Genomic DNA, 25,286 nt, shown 5'->3' with positions numbered 1-25,286 from the left:
TATATAGGAGCAGCTTAGTTAAAAATATTTGAGAACAACCTCTTCTAAAATTACCGAGGCGGCGGATAAGGCAAAAACCCATATAACAACCGTAAAAACAAATGGAAAAACCATCTGTCCCGCAAAAATAAAGCCGCCCATCCACACAGACAAACACCAATGGCAGCTTAACAACAAGCCTCCGAATTTTATTATTCCTTTGCCTTTAGGTTCATAATGCCAGATCACTTCACCGTTTTCCTCACTTTCTTTGATTTCTTCTAAAAAAAGCTGTCTAAGCGGTTCTGTAACCGTGTCGTAAATAAACAGATGGGTTAGCCTGAAAACCGCTAACCCCATTAGAATAAAATTCAACAAGGATTCTTCCATACAGACCCCTCCCTAGCATTCTATCTGTATATATATGTAAAAAGAAGTAAAGGGTTTCCCTTTACTTCTTCCCCGTATTAGCATACATAGGCTGCACCTACAATAACTAACAAAATAAACAACACTACGATGAGAGTAAAACTGTTGTAATAACTCAAGAGTTTCACCTCCTCATATCCCATTTAGAAGGAAGTTACTCTCCTTCTCTCCTTATATATATGAAGAAACCAGTTAAGAGGAATGGATAATTGACTAAAAAAGATTATATTTTTGAAATCATGCGGTTACACCAGACGGTTACAGAGCATTTGATAAAAAATTAGTTATATGCTGATTAGGCAATAATTCCATGAGTAACAGACACATTTATTCTTATCAAACATACTATGAAGCAGTAAGGATATTATTTAATCTGAATGGAAGGATGAATTATATGGGTAAATTAGAAAGACTTTGTATAAAAGTACCTAAAGTTTATGACTGGATTACACATCAGGCAGAAAAGGAAGAAAAGTTTGAAACAGGCGACATTGACTTCTTTACAGAACAAGACCCTGATATGCAAACGACCGACGTATTAGTACCCGATGTTTGCGGCTACTTTCTTCCTGAAACTGTCGAAGTAAGCTGTATATTAATTGAACCGGAATTTCCGGAACAGCTATGCGAAGAAGTAGGAACGAGGAAGGACTTTTATGTAGAGGAATTTGATACAACTTTACAGGTCGTTAAAATTCAGAAACAAGGTGAATACCAAATTGTATTGGAATCAGAGCACAACAATCTGCCTCCTTTGTTCTCTGAACCAATCAGTTTCTTTAAAATTGAGAAATTTTTATTATGTGCCCCTGAAGGTACAGATGTGGTATGCCATGTATACGACTTTGATTGCGAAGGATCGTTCTTATGCAACGGTAAAGACGGGACAGAATGGACACTCGATCTTACCTTGTTAATCTGCCAGTCCATTCAGGCAGAAGCAGAAGTTAAAATTGATATAGAAGGTAAAATTTGTAAGCCCCGCCCTGAAATTGTTCTTCCGACACCGGCTAAAAAATGTCCAGAATTTAAATTTCCGGAGCAGTGCCCTGAAGTATTCCCCGTCCCTCACAAAAAGTATAAAGATTAAAATAATCATTCGAGTTTACAGAAAGAGAGCTTTGCCTCTCTTTTTTTTTAGTTTTATTTTTTGATTTTGTACATACGTTTTTAAAAACTGCGCCTAATAGAAAGGGTGTTATTCTATGAGTAATTCAAACACAGACATTCAGTTGAAGCAGAAACTCCTTCATTACCAGTCTGAATTAAAAAAATATAAGAAACTTACTTCCAATTTACAAAAAGACATTAACAGGTATAAAAAAGAGTTTCATGCCGGATCTCCCGTCATAAACGAAACGCTTTCGGGAACACCGTCCTTTTCTGTCCTTTCATTTTTTAATTACACGGTATTTTTATCTGAACCGGAAGATGAAGAAATATTGGTTAATGGAAATTTCCATATGAAAAATACGGGAGCCTCCTCTTTACATGAACCTTTTATTGTTTTCCGTATCACTCCTCCAGCAAGTGCAGGATTGAACGGAAAAATTACCCTTTCAGACAACAAGGACAGTGTCTTGTACAAAGATGATGAAGAATGGACATACATGGATTCCGGCTGGAAAGATACTATTAGGGATAAAGGTGAATATTGGCTAAAGCCTTCTCATTGTGCAGAATTAAAACCGGAAGAGACACTGACTTTTTCGGGTTTTGACTTAAGGATTAAGCGAATAAAAGTAACTGACAAATTAACGCTGCAAGGGTTTTGTTTCTCATCAGAGTTAAAAGAAGGTGTTCCCTCTAAAAATGCTGTCTCGTTTTATTAATTTCTTCTCTCACGTATTAGCCGGAATGATGGTGCTCAGCCTTTCTTCCGCACTGCTGGATTGTTCAGGTTATCCAGCAACAGTTACTCTGTACATTTAATAATTTTCCCGGGAAAATTATACCCGCTTTCAAGGTCTGCGCACCCATTAAGAAGGGAGCTGTTTTTCTCAGTATGATCCTTGGGTGATTCCTGACGAATACACGTATAGTTATACTTGCTTGTTGAATATATGCGGAAGCCGTGTCTCGCAGACCGCCATAAAAAATCACCATCTTCACCCCTGTTTGTGTGATAAAAAGGGATTTTGTCGTGTACTTTCTTTTTAAAAGTTAATGTAGCCCCACGGACAGACTTTACAAATTGATTTTCATTATAAGGCCTATGAATACCTAATAGGTTATTTTCACAAAAATAAGTGTAAACAGATCTTTTTCCAGCAATATCTGCGCCGGTTCTATTAATCGCTCTTATCATCTCAGTTAAATAGAAGGGAGAATAATAATCATCATCATCCATCTTAGAGATGATACTATGCCCGGCCAGTTCAACTCCTTTATTTAAGCAGGAACCGAGAGTTTCGTCTTCCGGCACTTGAAATACACGAATATAAGGATAATCTTTAGTCTTCTCTCTCCAGACGTTAAGATCTATTCTGTCTCTATTAATAATAATAATCAGCTCTTTACCTTTCCATTTCTGCCGTAAAAAATTACTCAGGATATTATCTAATTTATTCTCTCTCATCGTGCAGGTAATTGCAGTAACTTCCATACCGGCCGGTTCCTTTCTTAATAACGACATGTAATACAGTCTATGTATTCCCTTACACTATGGAAGTGTATTTGACCAGTTTAATTAGCATATATGCATTGTATAAAATTAACTTAACAGACAAGTTACGGTGAAGGCGAGGGTTGGCTCTTCTTCAAGAGCAAAAGCATTAAAAAAAGCGCAGTGTTGGCTAGTTGCCAATACTGCACTTTTGTAATTTTTATTATTTACATCAGTCCTGTCACATGATAGCCGCCATCAACGTGCAGGAGCTCGCCAGTAATGCCTCTTGATAAATCACTCATCAAAAACAGGGCAGTATCCCCAACCTCTTTCTGGGTTACCGTCCGCTTGAGAGGAGCGTGATCTTCCATTTCCTTCAGTACATCATTAAAACCGCCTACCCCTTTTGCTGACAGTGTACGGATAGGGCCGGCAGAGATAGCATTAACCCGGATTTGCTCTTTTCCTAAATCGTTCGCTAAGTATTTCACACTTGCATCCAGGCTTGCTTTCGCCACTCCCATGACATTATAATTCTTCACCACGCGCTCACCGCCAAGATAGGTAAGTGTCACGATACTCCCGCCTTCTGTCATAAGGGGACGGGCTGCTTTTGTAACAGCAGTTAAAGAATAGGCACTGATATTTTGAGCTAAAAGGAACCCCTCCCGGGTCGTGTTTAAATATTCGCCTTCAAGCTCCTCACGGTTTGCAAATGCTACACAGTGGGCAATTCCATGAATTACATCAGTTTTTTCTTTGATTTGCCTGAAAGTCTCTTCAATATCTTCATCTTTGGTTACATCGCACGGTAAAACCGCATGATCTCCTGATTCCAAAGTATCAACCAATTTTCTAACATTCTTTTCTAAACGTTCTCCCGCATATGTAAAAATCAAATTAGCACCAGCATTCGCTAATGACTCGGCGATTCCCCATGCAATACTTCTTTTATTAGCTACGCCCATAATCACATAGGTTTTTCTGCTTAAATCAATCTCCATTGATTGTTCCTCCTTAACATGCACTTGATATTAATACTTGGTCATAATTTTAACCCAGGTGCCCTGTTACGTCAAACAGACCAGTATGGAGATGATGACTTCGCTGGCTATTTGTGGCACAATACAAATACATTTCTTTACCGTCCGTCTTAATAAACGGGAATATCTGTGCAGAGCACTCTCTTACAAATTTACAGTTTGCTATAAATAATTAATGGAGGAATCCGCAATGAAAAAATTCGACATTATTGGTGATATACATGGGTGTCATGAAGAAATGACGGATTTGTTAAAGGAGTTAGGCTATTCACACCAAAGCGGGAAACTTCACCATTCAGACAACCGCGTGCCTGTCTTCCTTGGAGATCTCACTGACCGGGGTCCCGCCTCAGTAAAAGTAATGGAAGACGTTGCAGATTGGGTCTTACAAAAAGAGGCTCTCTACTGTCCTGGAAACCATTGCAACAAACTATACCGTTATCTTAGCGGCAGGAACGTCATGATCAATAACGGTCTTGAAACGACAGTTGAAGAATTGAAAAGTCTGCCGAAAGAGAAGACCGAACGTATAGCAAATAAATTCAAAGCCTTATACGAACAATCTCCTTTGTACCTTCAACTGGATGCGAACCGTTTAATAGTCGCCCATGCAGGAATCCGCCCCGATTTAATAGGAAAAAAAGGAAAAGTAGTAAGGACCTTTGTGTTGTACGGCGATATAACTGGAGAAAAACATGCGGATGGCAGACCTGTTCGGAGGGATTGGGCTGCTAAATATAACTTTGACAGCTTTGTAGTGTATGGGCATACCCCCGTGCCGAAGCCAAGATGGAAAGGCAGCACTGTGAATATTGATACTGGCTGTATTTTCGGCGGTCAACTCTCAGCGCTCCGGTGGCCGGAAAAAACTGTCTGTTCTGTCCCTTCAAACCAGCCTTACCTTAAAGAAAAGTTCCAATCGTTCGATTGATTGGAACTCCATTTCTTTAGTCATTTAATTTAAAGTCCTTAGGCAGCGGAGCCTCATAACACTGCAGTTCGCCTGTTAGCGGATGATTTAACATAACCCGGTGAGAATGAAGGGCAGTTCTTGTTAAAAGCCGTTTATTTCCTCCGTAAAGGGTATCGCCTAATAAAGGATATCCCAGCCAGGCCATATGCACCCTGATTTGATGAGTCCTTCCCGTTTCAAGCCTTAATAACATCGTTGAATAACCTTGTTGCAACTTTATCCGTTCAAAATGTGTCACAGCGTGTCGCCCCGCAGAAGATATTTCTCTTTCTATAATACTCGAAGATTTCCTGGCAATTGGGGCATAAATGGAACCGAATCGCCAGGACACCTCTCCTGAAACAAGAGCTGTATAGGCCCGTTCCAATTTTCCCGCTCGCTGCTGCTTCACAAGCAAATCATGAGCATAGCGGTGTTTTCCTGCAACCAAAAGGCCTGAGGTATCGCGATCTAAGCGGTTAACTGCGTGAAAAGTGGCCGGCCATCCAGTTATTCTATAATGATTAATGACTGCTCCAGCGATGGAAGGCTCATAAGGATCTTCAGTGGGAATCGTTACAATGCCGGCAGGCTTATTAATTATTAAGAGATGGTCATCTTCATAAATGACCTCCAAGGGCAAAGAGGTTATTTTAATGTTTTTACTTACTACTTCATCAGGCAAATGAACGTCCACTTTGTCCCCTGATTTGATATATTGCCGTACGTTTTGCTCTTTTCCGTTTATGACTAATTTCCCGCCTTTAAACTTAATTTCGGCCAGTGTTTTACGGGAAATCCCCTTTACTTCTCTCAAATAATCCCTTAACAACAGGTCTGAATACCGGTTATCCACTTCCCATGTAAGTATCATTTTTTTATTTGTCATTCAGCAATAAACGACTCCTTCACCCGTTTCCAGAAAGGAAAAGGCCTGAACCTCGCAAACCTGACTTTTTCTTCAGCTACCCGGCATTGAATAGCTTTCACTTTTTTTTGCACTAAGCTGTAATGGTCCACTGACACTTGAAAATCCACATCATTTTTAGGTTTTAAAATACATGTGTGGTGCTGGGGCAGTACAAGAGGCGACCCGACTGTCCGATAGACACGGTTATTAATAGAAGCCATTTCGGCTAGCTGTATAGATGCAAGAGAGGGATGCAAAATTGCCCCTCCCAGCGCTTTATTGTATGCCGTACTTCCTGAAGGGGTGGATAAGCAAAGGCCGTCTCCTCTGAATGTCTCAAACAAGTCTCCTTTAATTTCAATATCCATAACAAGAGAGCCTTCCATACTTTTAACTGTACATTCGTTTAAAGCAAGGAAACGCTCTGATTTCTGGTCGCCATGGTGACGGATTATAACTTCCAAAACGGGATATTCTACAATTTTATAAGGGGTTTTAGCAATATGAATGACTAATTTTTCGACTTCATCAGGCTGCCAGTCCGCGTAGAATCCAAGATGGCCCGTATGAACTCCGACAAAAGAAGTTTCTTCAAGACGATGAGTATATTGATGGAATGCTTCCAGAAGGGTGCCGTCCCCTCCAACGGAAATAACGATATCAGGTTCTTCCTCATTAAACTCGAGTTCGAATTCCTTGAGATAATTTTTTATTTTTTGGGTTAAAATATTTGAATCGTGGTCCCCACGCGACTTTACATTAAACTTCATAGTTGGCAGTCGTCCTTTCAAGTTAATTCCGTTTTCGAATTGACTCCCTCTGTTTAGTGATAATCTGCTGGGCCTCCTGCACCTCTCCGCGTATCTTTGACATTTCTTCATCCAATTTAAAGGCGGCTTCAGCTGCCGTCTGCAGTCTTTCTTCAATTTTTGCCGGAATTTTACCGGAATACTTATATTGGAGAGAATGTTCAATGGTTGCCCAGAAATTCATAGCTAAAGTACGGATTTGAAGTTCAACCAGAATAGGTTTTTCTCCGTCTATAGTTTGGACAGGATAACGGAGAATCATATGATAAGACCTGTACCCGCTTCTTTTTTTATGTTTTATATAGTCTCTCTCTTCTTCTATATCAAAATCCGTCCGGGCATGAATAAGCTCTACTACCGTATCGATATCTCCTACAAACTGGCACATTATACGGACACCAGCTAAATCCTGCATTTTTTCTTCCAGTTCATTGAGAGGGATATTTTTTCTTTTAGCTTTTTCAAGAATACTGGACACAGGTTTCACTCTTCCGGTGACAAATTCTATAGGAGTATGTTTGGACGTCAGCTGATACTGATCCCGAATACCTTTTAATTTAATTTTCAACTCTTCGACAGCTTGCTTATAAGGGGTAAGCATCACATCCCAATCCAGCATCTACGTCACCACCATTATTTTCTTGTTTTATGTCCTTTGCTGTTTTTCTGATCGGCTGGGAATGTTCAGTTTTTCAAATCAAAAGTCTGCTCTACCTTATTTACAAACTCTTTACCGTAATTGTTGTTCCCTTTAATATTTTCCAGAAGCAGCTTGATTTCTTCCCAAAAATGGGTCAGTTCAAGTTTGCCGGCTGTTTCCCCTTCTACAGCAAGATACACTTTTTTCTCTGAATCCAACGAGTCATTAAGGGTATACCAGTGCTCACTTGTAATTCTGACATGGTGGAAGCCTTCGTCGTTTTCCAGTAAATAGACAAAAGCTTCCCCATCCGAATCTGCTAAAATTCTTTCAGCTGGAGTAAGGGATTGCCAGTCACTTTCTTTAATTTGTTTATTTAATGCTACCTCTACGCTATTATCTCTTTCTGTTATTCCTTCAGCTTGAAAGATAATCATTTGCGAACCTCCTCTGTAAACATCCACTATCATTTTATCATAATCGTATATTTTCACGCAGTAAAACATACTAGATCTCTGCTTATAAAGCAAAATTGATTCATTGCCATCCCCAGCTACATGTGGAATAATTAATTAGATGTGGCCTGGTGTGGCCGGGAAAAAGCAGATACCTATAAATCTAACTTTAAGTGCAGGTGATTAGCATGAATCAGGAAATTGAAATAGAGTTTAAGAATTTAATTGACCGAAAGAAATATGAAGAGCTTCTTAGCTGCTATCACTCTTTAAGTACCCCTGTTTACACACAGGTGAACCACTATTTTGACACGGATAAATTAGCGTTAAAAGATAAAAAATCCGCCTTAAGAGTCCGATATAAAAAAGGAGCATATATTTTAACCTTAAAACAGCCTTACGAGACAGGTCTGCTGGAAACACATCAACAGCTAAGCGAAGAGGAGTTTTCTGCTTTGAAGGAGCATGGCAGTCTTTCAGATGGCGATGTATTTAACCAGCTGTCACAACTGCTCGAAGGAACCGTCCCGGAATTGGACTACCTTGGACAGCTGACGACTGAACGGACGGAAATCAGCCTTAAAGAAGGGCTGCTTGTCCTGGACAAAAGTTATTATTTTGACCATGTAGATTACGAGATAGAATTCGAATGCGAAGAATTTGCTGCAGGGAAGCAAGCTTTTAAACAGTTATTAAAAGAGTGGGACCTTTCGTGGAACGAGCCAGCTAATAAAATTGAAAGGTTTTACAGCGTAAAAATTCAACGGGAACAGGATTAACTTCAGATTCGGTTCTTATTACAGGAGAGGGTATAATTGAAAGTTAATATGTTTAATGATTTGTATCAATGGCAGGTGTTAAAAGCATGGGGAGACAAGCAGCTTAACCGGATCGGCCAGGCCTCTCCACCTGTAAAAAATACATTCACCCAGGCGTTAAACGACCACTTTCACTCCGGCAGACTTCCAGAAACCACAGTGAGTAAACGCGGATCACTTATCGACGCGTATGTGCAAAAAAAAGAAAGTGCAGAAAATCTGATTAGCCAGTCTTCCAATGACAAAGCATTCCTCCCTCTTATTAAAGAGTCTGCAAGGAAATATGAAGTCGATGAAAAATTAATCTATTCGATCATTAAACACGAATCCGGTTTTAATACTGCCGCAAAAAGCCATGCCGGCGCACAGGGGCTTATGCAGCTTATGCCCGCTACAGCAAGAGGCCTTGGTGTCGAAAACAGTTACGATCCCTCTCAGAACATCGATGGAGGAACCCGTTATATTAAAGCGATGCTCGATAAATACAATGGAAATACAGCCTTGGCTCTTGCCGCTTACAATGCCGGACCGGGAAACGTGGACAAGTATGGCGGGATTCCTCCATTTAAGGAAACTCAAACCTATGTCCCCCGCGTTTTAAACACTTATGAAAAGCTCAGCTCAGTCTAAAACTGAGAGCCAGAAAGGGTTCGTCTTGGACGGAGCCTTTTTTATATATGTACTTTTTAAGTGAGCTGCTTGGAATTACCCTGAAACCGGGTGGGATAACTACCTGTCCTCATACAGTCTGCCACCCGCAAAACACATTTGTTGCGACCTTAGCTTCCCCTTGCTACAATAACGATAGAAAAGCTCCGGGTATGCTGTACCCGTGAAAAAGCACTAAATGGATGACTATTTCAACATCTGTAAAAGGAGACCCCGATGACTCAGTCCAACAACACGGTATATTCACTTATCGGAGAAGATAAATTAGACATACTCGTTGATCGTTTTTACGAGTTAGTATCTGAGCACCCGGATTTAATCGAGGTGTTCCCCGATGATTTAACAGAAACAGCACGAAAACAAAAACAATTTCTTACCCAATTCTTCGGAGGCCCGGCTTTATATACAGAAGAACACGGTCACCCGATGCTACGTGCACGCCATATGCCCTTCAAAATTACTCCGGAGAGATCTGAAGCCTGGCTGTCTTGTATGGCTCAGGCGCTCGTAGAGGTAAACATAGAGGAACCTTTAAGAACAGCTGTATTTGAACGCTTATCCTATACAGCTCGCCATATGATCAATTCCGAAACGACACATTCCTCTGAAGGAAGACGAAAGGGGTATGACTCATGACAGCCAAGGAAGGAAATTTTGTTTGTTATGACAATCTGGGTATCTGCTGCCCTGTTGAACCCGCCTCTTTCTATTTAATGGAGCGGGAAAAAAAACCTGTAGAAATATATGTGTTTATAGACCCTTTATGCCCTGAATGCTGGTCTCTTGAACCTGTTATAAAAAAACTGCAAATGGAATACTCAAATTATTTTAAAATTACTACTTTTCTCGGTAATGAAATGAGATCCTTAAATTCTCCATGCGGGAAACAGTATAAATCCATCGTTGAAGAAATGGCTAAATCTTACAACGAAACTGCCTGCCGTACAGGTATGCCCTGTGACGGAGATGTGTGGTATGAAAATGTAATGACTACTCCTTACTCTGCTATATTGGCCATTAAAGCATCTGAACTCCAAGGTAAAGCAATAGGTTCAAAATATTTGCGCCGTGTACGTGAGGCTTTATTCCTTCACAAAAAAAATATTGCCAGTGAAGACGTATTAATTTCCTGTGCTGAAAAAGTAGAAGGAATGGATGTCAGGGAGTTTGCTAAGGATCTGCACTCCGAAGTGGCTAAAAAAGCTTTGCATGCCGACTCCAAAACGACAAAAGAGATGGATGTCGACGCTTTGCCGACAATGATTTTCTTCGGCGAGGATGTGGATGAACCGGGTCTTAAAGTTCAAGGGTTGTATGACTATGACGTCTACGTGAGTATTATCTCTGACATTCTTGGAAAAGAACTGCAGAAGTGCCCTCCTGTTTCATTAGAACACTTTGTATCATTTTATTCTCTGGTCGCAGAAAAAGAAATTTCTGTCGTGTTTGATATGGATGCCGAACAGGTAAAAAAAGAAATGAAAAAAATGCAGCTAAAGCAGCAAGTAAAAGAAATCCGTACAAAGCACGGGTCATTTTGGCGGTTTACAGGAAAATTAAACGATTAATTCCATACATTCAGTTCACCCGTACGGAGCAATGATTCCGTGCGGCTTTTTAATTTCCGGAAAGTTTTGTCCTGTTAACTCATAAACTGGACATAAGAGCACTCTGCTTTTATGGAATTTTTCTTTCCCTCTGTTAACCATTGTTGCTTTCCTCCTGAGGAAACCTCTTTTCTCTTTAGAAGCACGAAAAAAATCAGGCGGGGTAACCTGATTTTTTTCGATCGGAACATTGTCAATAGTTTGAAAGGCTTCTCCGTCAAGGGGTTTGTGACGTCCACATAAGCTAAGGGGGAGTTATGTGATCCCTTTCACAATTCTAATTTATCAAATTCTGATCTGACTTACAATACGTACGTGAATCTTTTCACAAATTAGTCAAAGATTACTTATTTTCCTAAAGAGGTGACGTCTGTGAAACTAATTTTTGGCTTGCTGGGCATATTAATCAGCTATACTTTAACCATAATGAGTTTAATGAATCTATTTCCATTCTGGCTGTCTTTCCCAATACTTTTTCTGACTATATTATATACCCTCCATACGTTTACTAACCGGCACAGATTTAAAGGATTTTAATTAATGTGAGGACGCCTTGGAGTGTTCCCAGGCCAACCCCCTGAGTGGAAATCCTCTTCCCCAGAATATGAAAGCACAATAGCAAAATCCGGACAACTATCTTAAAAAGATAGTTGTCCGGATTTCTTTATAGCTACTATTATTTTATCCGGCCTTGAAGTAAAGATCTGCCGGAGAAACTCCCGGCAGCTTCTCCATATTAATCAAACAGCAAATTTTCCAGCTCATCCAGCGTTTGTTCAAATACTTTAAGAGCCTGTTTCACTGGTTCAGGAGAAGTCATATCTACGCCTGCTTTTTTTAGAACTTCAATCGGATAATCTGAACTTCCTGCTTTTAGGAAGTCTATGAACCGTTCAACCGCCGGCTCCTGTTCTTCAAGAATCTGTTTTCCTAAAGCTGTGGCAGCACTATACCCTGTTGCATACTGGTAGACATAAAAGTTCATATAGAAATGAGGGATTCTTGCCCACTCAAGAGCGATCTCTTCATCAATAACTATGTTATTGCCGAAATACTTCTTATTAAGGTTATAATACGTCTCGTTTAACGCGTCCGGCGTGAGAGGTTCACCGTTCTCTGCTTTTTCATGAATCATTTTTTCAAATTCTGCAAACATCGTCTGCCGGAAGACTGTTCCCCTGAACCCTTCCAGAAACTGATTAAGTAAGTACAGGCGGCGCTGTTTATCAGTTTCTTTTTTAAGCATATAATCATTTAAAAGTGCTTCATTGGTTGTCGAAGCAACCTCTGCTACGAAAATAGAATAGTTGGCATAAGGATAAGGCTGTTCCTGTCTTGTGTAATAGCTGTGCACGGAATGGCCGAACTCATGCGCCAATGTAAATAGGTTATTCACATTATCCTGCCAGTTCATTAAGATATAAGGCTTTGTTCCGTAAGCTCCCGAGGAATAGGCCCCGCTTCTTTTCCCGGCATTTTCTTCTACATCGACCCAGCGCTCTTCAAGTCCTTCTTTTACAATAGAGGTATATTCGCTGCCGAGAGCAGTTAATCCATTAAGCATCAGGTCCTTCGCTTCTTTATAAGGAATTTCCATCTCCACATCTTTGACAATTGGCGTATATAAATCATACATATGAAGCTCATCCAGATCCAGGGCCCGTTTTCTTATATCTACATAGCGGTGGAGCAAATGAAGGTGATCATTTACTGTTGAAACAAGCTGGTCATAGACAACTTCAGGAATATGGTTTTTACTTAGTGCAGCCTGGCGTGCAGAATCATAATTGCGGACATTTGCATTAAAAATGTTCTTTTTTACATTCCCGCCTAACGTACTGGCAAATGTGTTTATATACTTGCCATAAGTCTCATACACAGCTTTAAAAGCGTCTTCTCTTACTCTTCTGTTATTGCTTTGGAGAAAACGGATGATTCGTCCGTGAGTTACTTCTACTTCGTTCCCATCCTCATCTTTAATTACCGGAAATGCCAAATCGGCATTATTTAACATACCGAATGTTGTTGAAGGAGCGTCCGTTACCTCCCCCGCCTGGGCAAGTATAGATTCTTCTTTCTCACTAAGTACGTGGGGACGCTGATGGTTTATTTTTTCAAATGCATGTTCATACAGCTGCAGTTCGGGTTCATCTTTTATAAACTGTTTAAGAGTTTCTTCAGGAATAGATAAAAGTTCAGGTGTCATAAATGAAGCAGACTGGCTGACTTGAGTCAGCAGCTGGCTTGCTCTGTCGTTCAACCCCTGGTAAAAAGAGTTCGTTGTATCCTGATCATAGCGCATATGGGCATATGTATAAAGTTTACCCAGTTTTTTTGACACTTCGTCCTGGTAATGGAGTGCTTTAAACAATTGTGCTCCTGATTCCCCTAATGTTCCTTGAAAATTTTTTAGTTCAGGAAGCATTTCTTTCACTTCCTGGAACTCTTTTTCCCACTCATTATTATTTTCATAAATATCCTCCAGATCCCATGTTTTCTCTACAGGAATCTCTTCTCTTTTAGGTAACGTTTTTTGTGCAGCCAATACAGGCACCTCCAATAATTAAGTCATTCTACCCTCTTAGCTTACTATTAATTGGGCCTTTCATACAATTCTAGATAAATACTCAAATTCCTGTTAAGTTTTAAATATATTTTTGTTCCCGAAATAAACAGCAAGTTGATTACATACGAAGGTATCATCTGTCAAAAGCTTGTTAAATGTTTTTTTTACAGTTACATGTCGGACGACTTTGTACACTCCTGGATATAACTTAATCAATGCTCCAAATAAACAAAGAAGTTCAAAATATTCCGCTAATAAGCATCTGATTATTTCTTTATGGTGTATAGAGGCTGGGCGAAAAGTAAACCTGTACTGGGGTGCAGCGTTAACCATTTCCATAGTAAGAGCTGATAAATGAATAGTTTTATTGACTCCAGTCCTATTAATTAATTTAATTACAAGCCAGGACTGCCATAAGTGAGGAGGCGTCATAAGCATATATTGGGAAGGTAAAGGAAGGTTGCAGACTGCTGGGAAATAATTGAGGTTTAACTGGCAGCTTTGAAAAAGTGGAAGCATTCTTTTTTCTGATGGCGTCATCGTCACGTACATTTTTGTCCGTAAGGCCAACGTACGTTTTTTCCAGTGGGTCAACAGCATCTCTGCAAAACACGTTTTTGTATTTCTGTCCGGTAAGAATAAATTTTTAGGGCTGCAAAGCACATCATAAGGAGAGATAGAAGAAGAAGAATAATTTTTAGCTTGGAGGAATATTTTTCGAGGCTGAATATAGAAAAAACGGGAGTAAATAAGCCATTTATTTTTGGAAGGATCGTAATATATTGAGTGAGGCACAGGGTCCTGCCTGATCAAAAAGGAGTCAAGAAGAGTTAACGTCTTCACGGTATAGTTTTCATTTCTTTCAGAACTGTGGAGTCCTATCCAAACCGGCTCATACCCTGCCTCTAAATAAGAAAAATGCCTATGCATATATTGCTCCGTGTCTATGCTGGATCTCTGAATTTCCATCACATAACAGAGTCCGTTTATTTTCATGCATAAGTCTGGTCTTCTTTTTAATTCAGGTAGATATAATTCGAGATAAGTTTCAATATGGTGGGAAGTTAGCCACTGGTAGAGTTTCAGTTTAGCAGCTGCATGCTCAGCTGTTTCGTTCGTTCTGCGGAAGTCACAGCGGGAGCGAGGAAGATGGGCAAAATGCCAGGCTTGGCAGTCACCCAATTTTAATATAACTTGTTCAGAACAATGAGGACAAAAAAATTGGTAAGATAATTTCATTTTCACCAGCTCTTCACGTTTCCATTTACGGCTCAGCAAAGAGATTGACTGACCGTCTGAACGGCCGGCATGATACATATCACATCACCTTCTTTTCAGGCAGATTAGTAATAACCGCACAGTTGAAACTAAGCTGCCTGATATTGTCCTGTTAATTATAATAAATAGGGAACGTATGTTCAACATTAATTTATTATAACAGCGGGGAAAATAACCTGGACGTTGATTCAGTAACCTTTTGAACTAACGGTCGTTTTTGGAATAATTCATGCCGGATAATTGTAGAATGTTCCATATCATAAATAAAATCACTTACTAACGACTCTACACTCCGTGTTTTGTATAGAAAAGCGTTCGCTTCAAAGTTTAAATGGAAGCTCCTCATATCCATGTTAGCCGTGCCTATAGAAGCTATTTCATGGTCAACAATTATCACTTTACTATGCATGAACCCTTGATTGTATTCATAAATTTTCATACCCGCCTCAAGCAGTTCGGGAAAATAGGACCTGGAAGCATAAAATACAATCCGTTTATCTGGTCTGCTCGGAACCAGCAATCTCACATCCACTCCGCTTAAAGAAGCTATTCTGAGAGCACTCAAAATGTCTTCATCAGGTATAAAGTAAGGGGAAGCAATCCAAATAGACTTTTTGGCAGAAGTAATCATTGCAAAAAATAATTTTTTTAGGATTTCCCATCTTGTATCAGGTCCGCTTGCAATCATCTGAACCCCTCCCTCTAAATCCCTTACAGGAAGTAGCGGGGACAAATAATGCTGTTTAAGAACGGATTTCCCTGTAGCATAATACCAGTCTCTTAAGAAAATCAATTGCAAACTTCTTATCGCTTCACCTTTAATAAACAGATGTGTATCACGCCAATGACCAAAATACCGGTTTTTACCTAAATATTCATCTCCGATATTCAGTCCCCCGATAAACGCGTAGCGGGTATCAACCACAATGATTTTCCGGTGATTCCGGTAATTCATTTTATGGGTTAAAACAGGAAAACGGACCGGGGAGAAGGGGACTGCCTCCACCCCGGCTTCATTCAACTCTTTCATATAACTTTTATTTAAGTTCCAGCAGCCTACCGCATCATAAAGAAATCTCACTTTTACTCCGTTTCCGGCCTTTTCGATTAGTATCTCTTTAATTTCGCGGCCGATCTCGTCGTCCCTCACTATGTAATATTCCATATGTATATGATCTTCTGCCTGTTTGAGAGCTTGTTTAATATGGGCGAATGTTTCTTTTCCGTCTGTCAGTACTTTCGTATCTGTCTGGAAAGATATAGGATTATTAGCCAGTTTATGGGCAAGTTTGAAAAGGTTTCTCTGATGATGGCCCATTTCGTTCAATTTGGATTCATCCACTGGTTTAGTGCCTTCGATCTGATAAAATGCCTGCTCATCCATAATAGCTTTTTCTTTAAACGACTTACTTTTTCTCTGATTTTGCCCGAATAATAAATAAAAGAAAAAACCCACTACAGGTAGGGTTCCCAGCACAACCAGCCATGTTAACGTTTTGGAAGGGTTACGATTTTCGAGAAATATAACGACAGCGATAAAGAACGCCGATAAAGATACGAATAAACTGAAGCCTCCGACTACCCAGCTTTCCCAATATTCTCTGGTAATATATAAAATAATACCAATAACTAAAGCAAATAAAATAACCTGAAGACGCTTTAACATACTAAAGACTCCTGTTCTGTATGGTCAGTGGAACGCTTCCCTATAATTATCATAATGAATTTCAGAAAAAAATAAAAGAAAAAACCGGTCGGTTTGACCGGTTTATACGTCGAATTGTTCGCTTAAAACCTTTAAGGCATTTTGTTTAATAATTGTTTTACCATATTCACGAATGCGGTGAATTGTAATATCAGACTCATATCCAAACTCAAGCATTCTGCTTAACATGTTATCCTGTTCTTCATCAGTAAAGGACTCGTCAAGTGTTACAAAAATGTAGTACTTGTTTTCGAAGTGATGCAGACTCGTATTCACGTCTTCTTTAAAAGAATGGCTTAATGAGATTAATTCTTCAAAGTCGTTAAATCCTATAACCACACTTAATGAATTATCTTTTCCGATATCACTTTCGTTGCTGTGAACAAACTGCTGATCCAGCATATCAACAATATTGTTATCCACTGGAGCCTCATCTTTCTCGTCTCCAACCGGTATTTCAAGTTTTACATTCCCATCATTCATCTGACCACGGGTTACAATAACTTCAAGCCCTTTCTCAAGAGCATGCACCTGAACCCATAACGGGCCATTCATTTCGAAGGTCTCGTCTTCATTAACCTCATTCATCATTTCAAAAAATAATTCTTCTCCGCGTTCCCTGTTATACCAGATTTCCTCTTTATCAAAACCGCGCCGCTCGATATCGTAATATGTGATATAAAATTTAATTGTCGTTTCGTTTATTCTTTCGATTTCCATGTGCTCTCACCCTTTCGAGAGATAAAATCATATTTCACTTGAGAATAATTATTATATATACTCTATTCCCTAATGGATCAAACATCAATCATTTCATCTTATCCTTATTTTAAGTGATTACAACTCGAAATGAAATAAATATGCTTGAATTTTTTTTGGAAAATTATCATTTCATAATTTCTTACTATTTCGTTCTTATTTAAAGATTGGTTGTATATATTGTAAAAGACTCTTTGTCCAAAATCCAGTGAAAAATGTTTTTTCATTTTTTTCTGTTCCAAGGGGGAGTATTCTTTGAGTTCAGAAATGATATGGACCCTTCTGACTATTATAGGTATTGATATTGTCCTGGGTGGTGACAATGCAATTGTTGTGGCTCTCGCTTGCCGCCACTTGCCTGAGAATATGAGAAATAAAGCCATCGTATTAGGCATTATGCTCGCAGTACTGTCCAGAGGATTGCTTACTGTGATAGCCGTTCAATTACTGGCAATTCCCTATCTGATGGGAATAGGCGGCTTCTTCCTCATCTGGATCGCTTTCAGACTGGTAAAAACGGAAAACAGCCACAGTGAGGCACAAGAAAATTACTCAATGAGCGATGCAATTAAAACAATTGTCATTGCGGACGTAGTTATGGGATTTGACAATGTCATCGCTGTGGCCGGCGCTGCCGATGGCAACTCCTCTCTCGTAATTGCCGGATTAATTATTTCAGTTCCTATTATCATTTGGGGAAGCAAGCTGATTCTGTACTTAATGGAAAAATTTCCGGTAATAATTTATTTAGGTGCCGCTATCCTGCTTTACACCGCGGGTAAAATGATTGTCCATGAGGACATTGTGGCATCACTTCTGCAACTAAGTGCATTCCCGGTAGATTACTTTGTTCCCGGGCTGGTTATTACCGGACTCTTAATCGCGTGGATTACCCAGCGGGTCCAAGGAATTAAAATTATGTATTATTCACCCGCCCGGAAAAAATAAAGAACCTTCCGTTCAGCTAAGTACGGAAGGTTTATTTTTATTCATTAACAAGTCTTTTAGTAGCTTCCTGAAGTTGGAAAGTACGGACTTTCCTGGGAAGAAAACGGCGGATTTCAGCTTCATTATAACCGACCTGTATTCTTTTCTCGTCCAGGATAATAGGGCGCCTCAGTAAACCAGGGTGGTCACTGATAAGTTGAAACAGCTGTTGAAGCGGCATGGAATCAAGCTCAACGTCTAATTCCTGAAAGACTTTGGAGCGGGTAGAAATAATTTCATCGGTGCCATCTTCTGTCATGCGGATCACTTGTTTAACTTCTTCCACAGATAGAGGGTCTGAAAACAGGTTTCTTTCCTCAAAATCTATGCCGTGTTCTTCTAACCATGCTTTTGCCTTCCTGCAAGACGTGCAACTTGGCGATGTAAACAATGTTACCATTAGGACAGCTCTCCCTTCAAAAGTTAATCTGCGTCCATATATGTCAACTGCTTTAATAAACGATATCTTTTACAATTATTATTATACTATATTTGTTTTAATTTGCCTAGACTCTATTTTTAAAAAGTTATACAACACTTATACTCGTTGTACATGTTAAATACCCACATTGGTCTAGTTTCCCTTCTTTCATTTATTTAAACGTTTTAATTGAGAATAATTGAAGTTTTTTTCATCAATTTCTTCTGAACCAACTTGCCTTAATCAACATATCCTGTATCAGGTGATTAAAATGGACAATAAAATCTTAATCGGTATTATGACAAACAAAAAGCCCAGGCAAAAACAACTTAAAAGGTTTATAAGTTTTAATAAAAACCCTAATGTTGAATTGTTTGCATTTACACCGTCCGGTATAAATTGGCAAGAGGAGAAAATCAGCGGGCTGACTGTTTCAAAAGGAGAAACCATTACTAAGGAATTCCCTTTTCCAAACAGCGTGATTAATTTAATTTATACAAAACAACAGCAGACAATAGCTAAGCTTGAAGAAAAACTGGGAGGTAAAAAAGTTTTTAATACAGTCAACCGGTTAGATAAATGGCAGACATATGAAACATTGAGTGAATCCCCTGTTGCATTCTTTCTCCCAGATACATTTATGTTTAAAGAAAAAGAGTTTCTGCCTCTTTTAAAGAGATATAAAGTACTCTATTTAAAGCCGCGCCACGGGCTTAAAGGAGTCCTCATTTACAGAGTTGAATGGAAAGAAGAAGCGGGGCAGTATAATATTTACGATCATTCATCTACCCCTGTTTTTGTGTTTAACGACGAAAAGCTGTGCCTCACTAAAATAAAAGAGATAGCAGGAAAGAAAAAATATATAGTGCAGAAGGAAATTAAAAGTGCTGCAGTAAACGAAAGCATCTTTGATATAAGAGTGATTATTCATAAAAACAGGCTTGGCAAATGGGAGGTTTCAGGCGGATTGGCCCGAATCGCCATCCCCCGTGTTTACGTTACAAATGCCGCTTTAAAAATGCTCCCTTTGGAGGATCTCCTCAAGAGACTTAATATGGGATTTCTCCAGAGAGCAGTTTTTAAAAAAAAGTTAGAACTGATCAGTATTGCCTCTGCCAAAGCTTTAGAAGAAGAAGCTGGGCAGTTTGGTGAACTAAGTGCTGATTTTATGATTGACGACAGAAATCAGCTGTTTATGCTGGAGATAAACGGTCAGCCTACTAAAAAAGTCAGAGACCCGGATTTGTTGGAAAAAATGTATACTAAACCTCTTGATTTCGCCTGTTATTTAGCTGAAAATTAATTAAACTCTTCCTCTTTATTAAGGCCATTCCATTGGCAGAAAAGCTCTCTGTTTTCAATTAGACTAAGATATTATCAATTAACAATTAAATTACAATCACGAAAGCAGGAAAAAAGTTTGCAAGCCCGCTCCGCATTTTTACGCTTCTGATAAAAAACTCATTTCACACAGGATTTCAAAAGAAACCAGCTCTTTATGAAAAAGAGCTGGCTCTTTGTTCCGTCAGGCAATCCATTTAAATTGTGACACAGGCTGTTTTTTAGGGATTTTATTAACTTCATCCCACTTTCGTTTAAGCAGATCTTTCCACAGTACCTTTTTCTTTAACTTTCTTCTAGCTCTGCTACCCATTGCAAAACACTCTCCTTTCTAATGTGTTTTGACAAGACAACAGATGTCTATATTACAGTCCGGCGAATTGCCAGACGGAAACACAACTTTAACGGGCGGGTTCTTCCTTCGTCTTTTCGTCAAAGCTTAAAACTTCATTCACATCTTCGTATGATTTTCCATAAATTTCTTTATCTTTATACGTATGAATCGTTTCATACGTATGACACATTTTCTGATAAATACTTTCTTCAGGTTCATCTGTCGGAGACCAGTATAATATCTCAAGTTCATTAACTTCCCCAGTATCAAGAGAACGTCTCCGGTAACCGATCGATTCAGCGTGCTTGAAGCCTTCTCTGTCATAAAACCGTCTTCTTTTTTCGGTATCTGTATCTTCATAATCAATTGGTTCTACTTCTAAGATAATCGGCTTTCCTTTACCTTTCATTTTATTTAATAATTTCTTTCCTAAGCCCTGCCCTCTGGCCTCTTTGGAAACAAAAAGGTAATCAACAAATATAAAATCATCCGTTTCCGCATACATGAGAACATGAAGCGGACTGTCATCTTTTTTATAAATATTTTTCTTTTCCTGCAGCAGCAGTTCCATATGCTCTTTTGATTTCATTTCTTCTATAGGAAAGTACTGATTAAGCTTCTTATACCAATTCATGTGTGACCTCCATCGATCTGTAATGGTTTTCAACCATTTCTATACCCGGTTTGCACTTAACTAAAACAGCAGATTATCTCTTCATTTATCTCTATAGTGTTATTATATGCGTTTTCATAAAAATCATAAAGGGGGATTAGCCTGAGTAATTGAAGTTTTGTCTGACTTTAAACCTCTCAGTTACTGTCTGCAGAGCCATTATTAAAATTACTCTCCAATGCGCCAAATATATAACCAGCCAGGCATAAAAAAATCATTTATACAAAAAACAAGGCTGGGACAAAACTAAATTAAATCTAGGATAACCGAAGAATGAATTCACAATAGACCATAAGGTGAGATGAGGTTCATAAACGCCCTCGCTTGCCGCAGGCATCTCTTCAGCTCCTCGGCAAAGATCGCCTGCGGGATCTTCAGAAGATGCTTTTCCTGCAGGCGTCTCGTGATTTTTGAACCTCATCATTTTTTAGCTTATTTTGATTAAAGGACAGAAGGCGGCGACGTTACAGGGGTTAAGCGCAGTCTGAAGATCCAATTCAACGAAGCTCCAGGCTGGGTTAATTTTAGCTAATCCTGGAGAAATAACGCCCCGCTAAATACTTTTTTCCGGTGAACGAAGGCGAGGACACCCGGAGGATAGGCGAAGTCTGAAAATCCACTTTCCCGAAGCAATCCTTCGGGAAAGTTAGTTGAAGACAAGCCCTCGGGTAAGCCTTCGCCGGAAGTGAACCGACAGATTAAAAAGACAATCCCCTGGGCAAGCGTCCGCCTGGCTGACTGAACTCACTGCCATTACTATTTATCAAAGTTAATTTTTTATTAAGTGCAAAAGCGAAAAAACCGAACAAAAATCATAAGATTTGTTCGGCTTTCTTTATGATTACTATTCTTTTGTCCCAGCCTCGGATTCCATTTAATTATCTTCCAAATCGAGGTCAAGCATATAGTCAACGCCTTGTGAGTACCTGTTTCCAGCGTTCCACAACAGGAATTCATGAATACCGTTATCATATAAGGCTTGAATTTGTGCCTCTACTTCATCTTTGCCATAATTCATGTAGTTCCCCGATCCAAGGTAAGCAGCTGTAAAATCCTGAATCCATGGCCGCGACACAGGCGGTTCATCCAGAGCAGCAAGAACGTCATTTTCAATCTGTGCATAAGCATCGACGAGCTCGTAAGGATAAAGGTCAGGCTTATCAAGGCCGAAATGCGGTGTCCAATGACTTGGGTAAATCATAGAAGAAATAACATCAACATTTTCTGAAATCTTAGAAAAGTTTTGTCCGATTCCCGGAGCTTCAGAGATCGTTGCAGCATAGCCGAATATGTCAACTGAGACATCTACATCATACGGTTCCAGCCTTTCTCTTGCATGCGCTACAAAGTCCGTGACTGCAGTCACCCTTCTTTGAACGTTATCCCCAGGGTTATTGGTGTATTCTCCACCGTCATAATCCAGTATATCATCCCGATTTTCGAAACCTTCAGGGAAACGGACATAATCAAACTGAATATCCTGGAAACCCATTTCTGCAGCTTTTATGGCAATATCTATATTGTAATCCCAGACTTCTTCCATAAAAGGATTAACGAATGCTTCTCCCCTGTTGTTCTTCCATACTTCCCCGTTTTGGGTAAACGACAAATCAGGCCTATCTTCAGCTAATAATGTATCCTTAAATACAACTATTCGTGCAATAGGGTAAATTTCATTCTCTTCCAATGTCTCCATCATTTCTTCAGGGTTCCCTATCATGTTTTGGGAAATATCATAATAAGGATCATCTTCTTCAGGTCTGTAAGTTAAGAAGCCATGATCATCTTTTATATCTATAACCATTGAATTTAAAGCTGTCGTATCCACTAACTCAAGTAACTCATTAAATCTTGCTCCTCCTGCTGAGTGTCCGGTCACAAAAACCCCTCTGACCGCGTCCGGGTATTCAAATGTATACCCTGAATCAAAAGTAAACCGAGCCACCCGCTCAGGCCATTCCCGTGCTTCAAGAACTGTTTGCTTTTCACTGTGGTAAGAAACCGTTACCGTCTCTTCTTCTCCGTGTGCTGCAGAGGGTAAAATCATACCGCCTATTGCGGCAGCACCTAACACCGATACTAACTTTTTTTTATTTAACATACCTTCTCCCTGCCTTTTCAAATAGATGTGCTATATTATTGTTTGGTAACTGCAGGTGTTTCACTCGTTATTATGTAACCAGTTTAAAATAATTGAACTGCCTGCTTAAAAATGAACACTATGTCTCTACTTGGTAAATTATACAATGAAATGATTCACTAACCAATGGATATTTTTAAATTAACTGCGTCTTCCGGAAAAAAGTGTAAATTTTAGTCACGTGTCCAGTTTTCTTTTTGACAAACCGGGTATGTAAAGATATAATATTGAACAATATACATTTTTACAGGCAAAGGAGGAGATGACAGTATGAAGCGTGTGACACTTACAGAAATTTATAGACACCCTATTGCTCAGAAATACGTTAAGCGTGCAGGTATGGCTCACGCCATCTCCGTTGCATATCATGCTTTTAACTTTGCAGCAGAGCGCGGGGTAAACCCTGATTTAGCTGTTAAAGCCGGGTTTTTACATGACATTGGGCATTATACATGGTACAGGAACGGTCAATGGGACTACAATCTGTATAAAGAAAATGATATACATGCAATAAAAGGGGCTGAACGGGCACATAAGTTACTAATCCGTCTGGATGAGAACCCAGTGTCTGCGAAAGAAATTGCTTTGGCCATACTGCTCCATACTGATTCATATCTTCCGGATCGCGGCATCCGGCGCGAACCGCTTCAGGAAGTAGTGGCTTTAGCAGATGAAGCGGATGAAGAACCGGGCGGGACTCATCACTACCGGTTTATTTCTGAAGAAAAAGCCCTTCATATGATAAAAAAATTAGATGAAAAAATAGAAGAACACACCCTGTCCCAGGATAATGAAAACCAGCCAGCCTCTTAAAAAAACTGGCTGGCACTTTTTTATTGCTAATTACCACTAGGCGTGCTACATTAATAGTAACAAAATAATTGCGCTTATATAAAAAGGGGAGTAGCAACCATACTGGTTTATGAATCGTCATGACGACGCCTGGCGTCCGGTTCATAAAGCTTTGGGAGTCCCGGAGTATGCAAGACCTTTTTATGAAACATTTCCAAGTTAATATGGAGGTGTTTCATAAAGAGGTCTGTTTTTGTGTTGAACAGACTGAATTTGCAAGGCGCTAATTTAAGGAGAAGATCATAATGATGTATGTGGTTTTTATTTTGGCTGCACTTATTACCATTTATTCTGCTGTAAAACTATCTTCCTTTGCTGACGTCATTGGAGAAAGAACGAAATTAGGAGGGATGATGGCAGGTACAATCTTATTAGCCGGGGCCACTTCTCTTCCTGAAGTAACGACGAGCCTGACTGCTATATCTCTAAATAATCCTGATATAGCAGTGAGTAATGTACTTGGAAGTAATCTGTTTAACCTTCTTATATTAGCTGTTGCAGACGTCTATTTCAGAAGACGGCAAATGTTCAGTAACATTGGGCTCGACCACCTTATGACTGGCTTTGTCAATGTCGGCCTTATGGCGTTTGTATTTATTGCTGTATTATCTCCTACTGGCTATCACTTTTTCAACATCGGAATAGAGATGTACCTGCTTGTATTATTTTATACCGTAGGGATGAAAATGATCTCTTCTTCTTCCCAGGCCAATAAAATAGAAGCTGAAGCTGCGGCCGAATCATCTTATCATACAGGAGCAATATCTCTAAAAAAAGCTAAATTCGGTTTTGCTCTAGCTGCCCTTGTTATTTTTATAGCAGGAAGTGCTTTAACTGTTTCAGGGGATGCGATTGCTGCTGCTACGGGTCTTAGTTCAAGTTTTATAGGGACCTTCCTGATTGCAGGAGCGACGTCCCTCCCGGAAGTGGTTACAGTAATTGTAGCTGTACAATTGGCTAATTACCATTTGGCTGTTGGAAACATCCTGGGAAGTAATATGTTTAATCTGCTGATTCTTGTGTTGAGTGACTTCTTTTACAGAAGCGGGCCTGTTTTATCTTTTGTATCCCCGGTCGTACTCATTACAGCTGCAGCCGTAATTATATTAAACGTGGTCATCCTTGCCGGAATGATCTTTGCCCAGTCAAAAATATCAAACACTTATAACTACTTTCTTCCTTCTGTTATAGTCATCGTCTTTTACTTTATAAGCAGTTACTTTTTATGGACTTTAAGTTAATTAATATATGCTCTTATTTATTTTCCGGAAACCGTTTTAAAAAGAATGGCCTCACTAAAAGGTGAGAGCC

28 protein-coding genes are annotated in these 25,286 nt (G+C 39.5%); 11 read left to right on the top strand and 17 right to left on the bottom strand.

Translation table 11 applies throughout. The features are described from left to right. Positions 1 to 18: 18 nt before the first annotated feature. Together BMW59_RS08455 and BMW59_RS08450 are read right to left on the bottom strand one after the other, a co-directional pair. Positions 19 to 369, bottom strand: coding sequence for a DUF1360 domain-containing protein (locus tag BMW59_RS08455; protein ID WP_093050192.1), 351 nt, complete (start codon positions 367 to 369; stop codon positions 19 to 21). Between the two features lie 77 nt (positions 370 to 446). Further along, positions 447 to 551: a YjcZ family sporulation protein gene (locus tag BMW59_RS08450; RefSeq protein ID WP_093050189.1), complete on the bottom strand. Its 105-nt coding sequence runs from the start codon at positions 549 to 551 to the stop codon at positions 447 to 449. A gap of 251 nt (positions 552 to 802) precedes the next feature. Here BMW59_RS08450 and BMW59_RS08445 point away from each other — a divergent pair, with 251 nt between their 5' ends. After that, positions 803 to 1,498: a BMQ_0737 family morphogenetic spore coat protein gene (locus BMW59_RS08445; RefSeq protein ID WP_093050186.1), complete on the top strand. Its 696-nt coding sequence runs from the start codon at positions 803 to 805 to the stop codon at positions 1,496 to 1,498. Between the two features lie 115 nt (positions 1,499 to 1,613). Further along, entirely contained in the window at positions 1,614 to 2,240 is a 627-nt protein-coding gene (locus BMW59_RS08440; RefSeq protein WP_093050183.1) for a hypothetical protein, read from the top strand. 83 nt (positions 2,241 to 2,323) lie between these two features. Here BMW59_RS08440 and BMW59_RS08435 read toward each other — a convergent pair whose 3' ends face one another. Continuing rightward, the gene (locus BMW59_RS08435) at positions 2,324 to 2,986 is read right to left on the bottom strand and encodes a glycosyltransferase family 2 protein (RefSeq protein ID WP_177174245.1); all 663 of its coding nucleotides are present in this window, start codon (positions 2,984 to 2,986) and stop codon (positions 2,324 to 2,326) included. Positions 2,987 to 3,240: 254 nt separating this feature from the next. Continuing rightward, the gene (fabI, locus tag BMW59_RS08430) at positions 3,241 to 4,020 is read right to left on the bottom strand and encodes an enoyl-ACP reductase FabI (RefSeq protein ID WP_093050177.1); all 780 of its coding nucleotides are present in this window, start codon (positions 4,018 to 4,020) and stop codon (positions 3,241 to 3,243) included. 229 nt (positions 4,021 to 4,249) lie between these two features. On the opposite strand from fabI, the gene prpE reads away from it, so the two are divergent. Then, the gene (gene prpE / locus BMW59_RS08425) at positions 4,250 to 4,990 is read left to right on the top strand and encodes a bis(5'-nucleosyl)-tetraphosphatase PrpE (RefSeq protein ID WP_093050174.1); all 741 of its coding nucleotides are present in this window, start codon (positions 4,250 to 4,252) and stop codon (positions 4,988 to 4,990) included. A 16-nt stretch (positions 4,991 to 5,006) separates the two neighbouring features. Here the strand turns inward: prpE and BMW59_RS08420 are convergent, their stop codons facing one another. From BMW59_RS08420 to BMW59_RS08405, 4 genes are all read right to left on the bottom strand, one after another. Beyond that, positions 5,007 to 5,885, bottom strand: coding sequence for an RluA family pseudouridine synthase (locus tag BMW59_RS08420; protein WP_177174244.1), 879 nt, complete (start codon positions 5,883 to 5,885; stop codon positions 5,007 to 5,009). A gap of 11 nt (positions 5,886 to 5,896) precedes the next feature. Next, positions 5,897 to 6,691, bottom strand: a complete 795-nt coding sequence (locus BMW59_RS08415; RefSeq protein WP_093050168.1) for an NAD kinase — start codon at positions 6,689 to 6,691, stop codon at positions 5,897 to 5,899. Between the two features lie 22 nt (positions 6,692 to 6,713). Next, positions 6,714 to 7,349: a GTP diphosphokinase gene (gene yjbM, locus BMW59_RS08410; RefSeq protein WP_093050165.1), complete on the bottom strand. Its 636-nt coding sequence runs from the start codon at positions 7,347 to 7,349 to the stop codon at positions 6,714 to 6,716. A 65-nt stretch (positions 7,350 to 7,414) separates the two neighbouring features. Further along, positions 7,415 to 7,807: a UPF0738 family protein gene (locus BMW59_RS08405; RefSeq protein WP_093050162.1), complete on the bottom strand. Its 393-nt coding sequence runs from the start codon at positions 7,805 to 7,807 to the stop codon at positions 7,415 to 7,417. A 206-nt stretch (positions 7,808 to 8,013) separates the two neighbouring features. Between BMW59_RS08405 and BMW59_RS08400 the strand changes: the two genes are divergently transcribed. The 4 genes from BMW59_RS08400 (at position 8,014) to BMW59_RS08385 (ending at position 10,880) form a co-directional block, all read left to right on the top strand. After that, positions 8,014 to 8,604, top strand: coding sequence for a CYTH domain-containing protein (locus tag BMW59_RS08400; RefSeq protein WP_093050160.1), 591 nt, complete (start codon positions 8,014 to 8,016; stop codon positions 8,602 to 8,604). A gap of 36 nt (positions 8,605 to 8,640) precedes the next feature. Further along, complete coding sequence (locus tag BMW59_RS22230) at positions 8,641 to 9,273, top strand: lytic transglycosylase domain-containing protein (RefSeq protein ID WP_281244247.1); 633 nt, start codon at positions 8,641 to 8,643, stop codon at positions 9,271 to 9,273. Between the two features lie 255 nt (positions 9,274 to 9,528). After that, positions 9,529 to 9,948, top strand: coding sequence for a globin domain-containing protein (locus BMW59_RS08390; protein ID WP_093050157.1), 420 nt, complete (start codon positions 9,529 to 9,531; stop codon positions 9,946 to 9,948). Beyond that, the gene (locus BMW59_RS08385) at positions 9,945 to 10,880 is read left to right on the top strand and encodes a ClpXP adapter SpxH family protein (RefSeq protein ID WP_093050154.1); all 936 of its coding nucleotides are present in this window, start codon (positions 9,945 to 9,947) and stop codon (positions 10,878 to 10,880) included. Before BMW59_RS08390 ends, BMW59_RS08385 begins: the two co-directional genes overlap by 4 nt. A 15-nt stretch (positions 10,881 to 10,895) precedes the next feature. On the opposite strand, the gene BMW59_RS22225 is transcribed toward BMW59_RS08385, so the two are convergent. The 5 genes from BMW59_RS22225 to mecA all read right to left on the bottom strand — a co-directional run bounded on the left by BMW59_RS22225 (position 10,896) and on the right by mecA (position 17,188). After that, complete coding sequence (locus tag BMW59_RS22225) at positions 10,896 to 11,021, bottom strand: hypothetical protein (protein WP_281244246.1); 126 nt, start codon at positions 11,019 to 11,021, stop codon at positions 10,896 to 10,898. A gap of 634 nt (positions 11,022 to 11,655) precedes the next feature. After that, the gene (pepF, locus tag BMW59_RS08380; RefSeq protein ID WP_093050151.1) at positions 11,656 to 13,464 is read right to left on the bottom strand and encodes an oligoendopeptidase F; all 1,809 of its coding nucleotides are present in this window, start codon (positions 13,462 to 13,464) and stop codon (positions 11,656 to 11,658) included. A 93-nt stretch (positions 13,465 to 13,557) separates the two neighbouring features. Further along, positions 13,558 to 14,802, bottom strand: a complete 1,245-nt coding sequence (locus BMW59_RS08375; RefSeq protein WP_093050148.1) for a competence protein CoiA — start codon at positions 14,800 to 14,802, stop codon at positions 13,558 to 13,560. 115 nt (positions 14,803 to 14,917) lie between these two features. Continuing rightward, positions 14,918 to 16,429 (bottom strand): cardiolipin synthase, encoded by a 1,512-nt coding sequence (cls, locus tag BMW59_RS08370; protein WP_093050145.1) that lies wholly within the window; start codon positions 16,427 to 16,429, stop codon positions 14,918 to 14,920. 102 nt (positions 16,430 to 16,531) lie between these two features. Continuing rightward, complete coding sequence (gene mecA / locus BMW59_RS08365) at positions 16,532 to 17,188, bottom strand: adaptor protein MecA (RefSeq protein ID WP_093050142.1); 657 nt, start codon at positions 17,186 to 17,188, stop codon at positions 16,532 to 16,534. Positions 17,189 to 17,482: 294 nt separating this feature from the next. Here mecA and BMW59_RS08360 point away from each other — a divergent pair, with 294 nt between their 5' ends. After that, positions 17,483 to 18,175: a TerC family protein gene (locus tag BMW59_RS08360; protein ID WP_093050139.1), complete on the top strand. Its 693-nt coding sequence runs from the start codon at positions 17,483 to 17,485 to the stop codon at positions 18,173 to 18,175. A gap of 37 nt (positions 18,176 to 18,212) precedes the next feature. Here BMW59_RS08360 and spxA read toward each other — a convergent pair whose 3' ends face one another. After that, positions 18,213 to 18,614, bottom strand: a complete 402-nt coding sequence (gene spxA, locus BMW59_RS08355; protein WP_093050136.1) for a transcriptional regulator SpxA — start codon at positions 18,612 to 18,614, stop codon at positions 18,213 to 18,215. Positions 18,615 to 18,906: 292 nt separating this feature from the next. On the opposite strand from spxA, the gene BMW59_RS08350 reads away from it, so the two are divergent. Next, positions 18,907 to 19,938, top strand: a complete 1,032-nt coding sequence (locus BMW59_RS08350) for a YheC/YheD family protein (protein WP_093050133.1) — start codon at positions 18,907 to 18,909, stop codon at positions 19,936 to 19,938. A gap of 222 nt (positions 19,939 to 20,160) precedes the next feature. Here BMW59_RS08350 and BMW59_RS22220 read toward each other — a convergent pair whose 3' ends face one another. The 3 genes from BMW59_RS22220 to BMW59_RS08340 form a co-directional block, all read right to left on the bottom strand. Continuing rightward, positions 20,161 to 20,289: a hypothetical protein gene (locus BMW59_RS22220; RefSeq protein ID WP_255717402.1), complete on the bottom strand. Its 129-nt coding sequence runs from the start codon at positions 20,287 to 20,289 to the stop codon at positions 20,161 to 20,163. A gap of 88 nt (positions 20,290 to 20,377) precedes the next feature. Next, positions 20,378 to 20,944, bottom strand: coding sequence for a GNAT family N-acetyltransferase (locus BMW59_RS08345; RefSeq protein WP_093050130.1), 567 nt, complete (start codon positions 20,942 to 20,944; stop codon positions 20,378 to 20,380). Positions 20,945 to 21,857: 913 nt separating this feature from the next. Next, positions 21,858 to 23,084, bottom strand: a complete 1,227-nt coding sequence (locus BMW59_RS08340; protein ID WP_093050127.1) for a putative glycoside hydrolase — start codon at positions 23,082 to 23,084, stop codon at positions 21,858 to 21,860. 309 nt (positions 23,085 to 23,393) lie between these two features. Between BMW59_RS08340 and BMW59_RS08335 the strand changes: the two genes are divergently transcribed. Both BMW59_RS08335 and BMW59_RS08330 read left to right on the top strand, forming a co-directional pair. Next, entirely contained in the window at positions 23,394 to 23,936 is a 543-nt protein-coding gene (locus tag BMW59_RS08335) for an HD domain-containing protein (protein WP_093050124.1), read from the top strand. Positions 23,937 to 24,220: 284 nt separating this feature from the next. Further along, positions 24,221 to 25,216: a sodium:calcium antiporter gene (locus BMW59_RS08330; RefSeq protein WP_093050121.1), complete on the top strand. Its 996-nt coding sequence runs from the start codon at positions 24,221 to 24,223 to the stop codon at positions 25,214 to 25,216. Positions 25,217 to 25,286 lie beyond the last annotated feature (70 nt).

Origin of the sequence: Salipaludibacillus aurantiacus, assembly GCF_900111295.1 — a bacterium.
Lineage (GTDB): Bacteria > Bacillota > Bacilli > Bacillales > Salisediminibacteriaceae > Salipaludibacillus > Salipaludibacillus aurantiacus.
Note: the sequence above shows the minus strand (reverse complement) of the source record. Positions and strands in the feature narration are given on the sequence as shown.

Excerpts from the sequence above, each read along its gene's own strand:
- BMW59_RS08340 (WP_093050127.1), bottom strand. The coding sequence starts at position 23,084 with ATGTTAAATAAAAAAAAGTTAGTATCGGTGTTAGGTGCTGCCGCAATA.
- BMW59_RS08390 (WP_093050157.1), top strand. The coding sequence starts at position 9,529 with ATGACTCAGTCCAACAACACGGTATATTCACTTATCGGAGAAGATAAA.
- BMW59_RS08330 (WP_093050121.1), top strand. The coding sequence starts at position 24,221 with ATGATGTATGTGGTTTTTATTTTGGCTGCACTTATTACCATTTATTCT.
- BMW59_RS08445 (WP_093050186.1), top strand. The coding sequence starts at position 803 with ATGGGTAAATTAGAAAGACTTTGTATAAAAGTACCTAAAGTTTATGAC.
- BMW59_RS08405 (WP_093050162.1), bottom strand. The coding sequence starts at position 7,807 with ATGATTATCTTTCAAGCTGAAGGAATAACAGAAAGAGATAATAGCGTA.
- fabI (WP_093050177.1), bottom strand. The coding sequence starts at position 4,020 with ATGGAGATTGATTTAAGCAGAAAAACCTATGTGATTATGGGCGTAGCT.
- BMW59_RS08375 (WP_093050148.1), bottom strand. The coding sequence starts at position 14,802 with ATGTATCATGCCGGCCGTTCAGACGGTCAGTCAATCTCTTTGCTGAGC.
- BMW59_RS08350 (WP_093050133.1), top strand. The coding sequence starts at position 18,907 with ATGGACAATAAAATCTTAATCGGTATTATGACAAACAAAAAGCCCAGG.
- BMW59_RS08345 (WP_093050130.1), bottom strand. The coding sequence starts at position 20,944 with ATGAATTGGTATAAGAAGCTTAATCAGTACTTTCCTATAGAAGAAATG.
- BMW59_RS08450 (WP_093050189.1), bottom strand. The coding sequence starts at position 551 with ATGGGATATGAGGAGGTGAAACTCTTGAGTTATTACAACAGTTTTACT.
- BMW59_RS08335 (WP_093050124.1), top strand. The coding sequence starts at position 23,394 with ATGAAGCGTGTGACACTTACAGAAATTTATAGACACCCTATTGCTCAG.
- mecA (WP_093050142.1), bottom strand. The coding sequence starts at position 17,188 with ATGGAAATCGAAAGAATAAACGAAACGACAATTAAATTTTATATCACA.
- BMW59_RS08420 (WP_177174244.1), bottom strand. The coding sequence starts at position 5,885 with ATGATACTTACATGGGAAGTGGATAACCGGTATTCAGACCTGTTGTTA.
- BMW59_RS08435 (WP_177174245.1), bottom strand. The coding sequence starts at position 2,986 with ATGAGAGAGAATAAATTAGATAATATCCTGAGTAATTTTTTACGGCAG.
- spxA (WP_093050136.1), bottom strand. The coding sequence starts at position 18,614 with ATGGTAACATTGTTTACATCGCCAAGTTGCACGTCTTGCAGGAAGGCA.
- BMW59_RS08415 (WP_093050168.1), bottom strand. The coding sequence starts at position 6,691 with ATGAAGTTTAATGTAAAGTCGCGTGGGGACCACGATTCAAATATTTTA.
- BMW59_RS22225 (WP_281244246.1), bottom strand. The coding sequence starts at position 11,021 with ATGGTTAACAGAGGGAAAGAAAAATTCCATAAAAGCAGAGTGCTCTTA.
- BMW59_RS22220 (WP_255717402.1), bottom strand. The coding sequence starts at position 20,289 with ATGGGTAGCAGAGCTAGAAGAAAGTTAAAGAAAAAGGTACTGTGGAAA.
- prpE (WP_093050174.1), top strand. The coding sequence starts at position 4,250 with ATGAAAAAATTCGACATTATTGGTGATATACATGGGTGTCATGAAGAA.
- BMW59_RS08400 (WP_093050160.1), top strand. The coding sequence starts at position 8,014 with ATGAATCAGGAAATTGAAATAGAGTTTAAGAATTTAATTGACCGAAAG.
- BMW59_RS08385 (WP_093050154.1), top strand. The coding sequence starts at position 9,945 with ATGACAGCCAAGGAAGGAAATTTTGTTTGTTATGACAATCTGGGTATC.
- cls (WP_093050145.1), bottom strand. The coding sequence starts at position 16,429 with ATGTTAAAGCGTCTTCAGGTTATTTTATTTGCTTTAGTTATTGGTATT.
- BMW59_RS08455 (WP_093050192.1), bottom strand. The coding sequence starts at position 369 with ATGGAAGAATCCTTGTTGAATTTTATTCTAATGGGGTTAGCGGTTTTC.
- yjbM (WP_093050165.1), bottom strand. The coding sequence starts at position 7,349 with ATGCTGGATTGGGATGTGATGCTTACCCCTTATAAGCAAGCTGTCGAA.
- BMW59_RS08440 (WP_093050183.1), top strand. The coding sequence starts at position 1,614 with ATGAGTAATTCAAACACAGACATTCAGTTGAAGCAGAAACTCCTTCAT.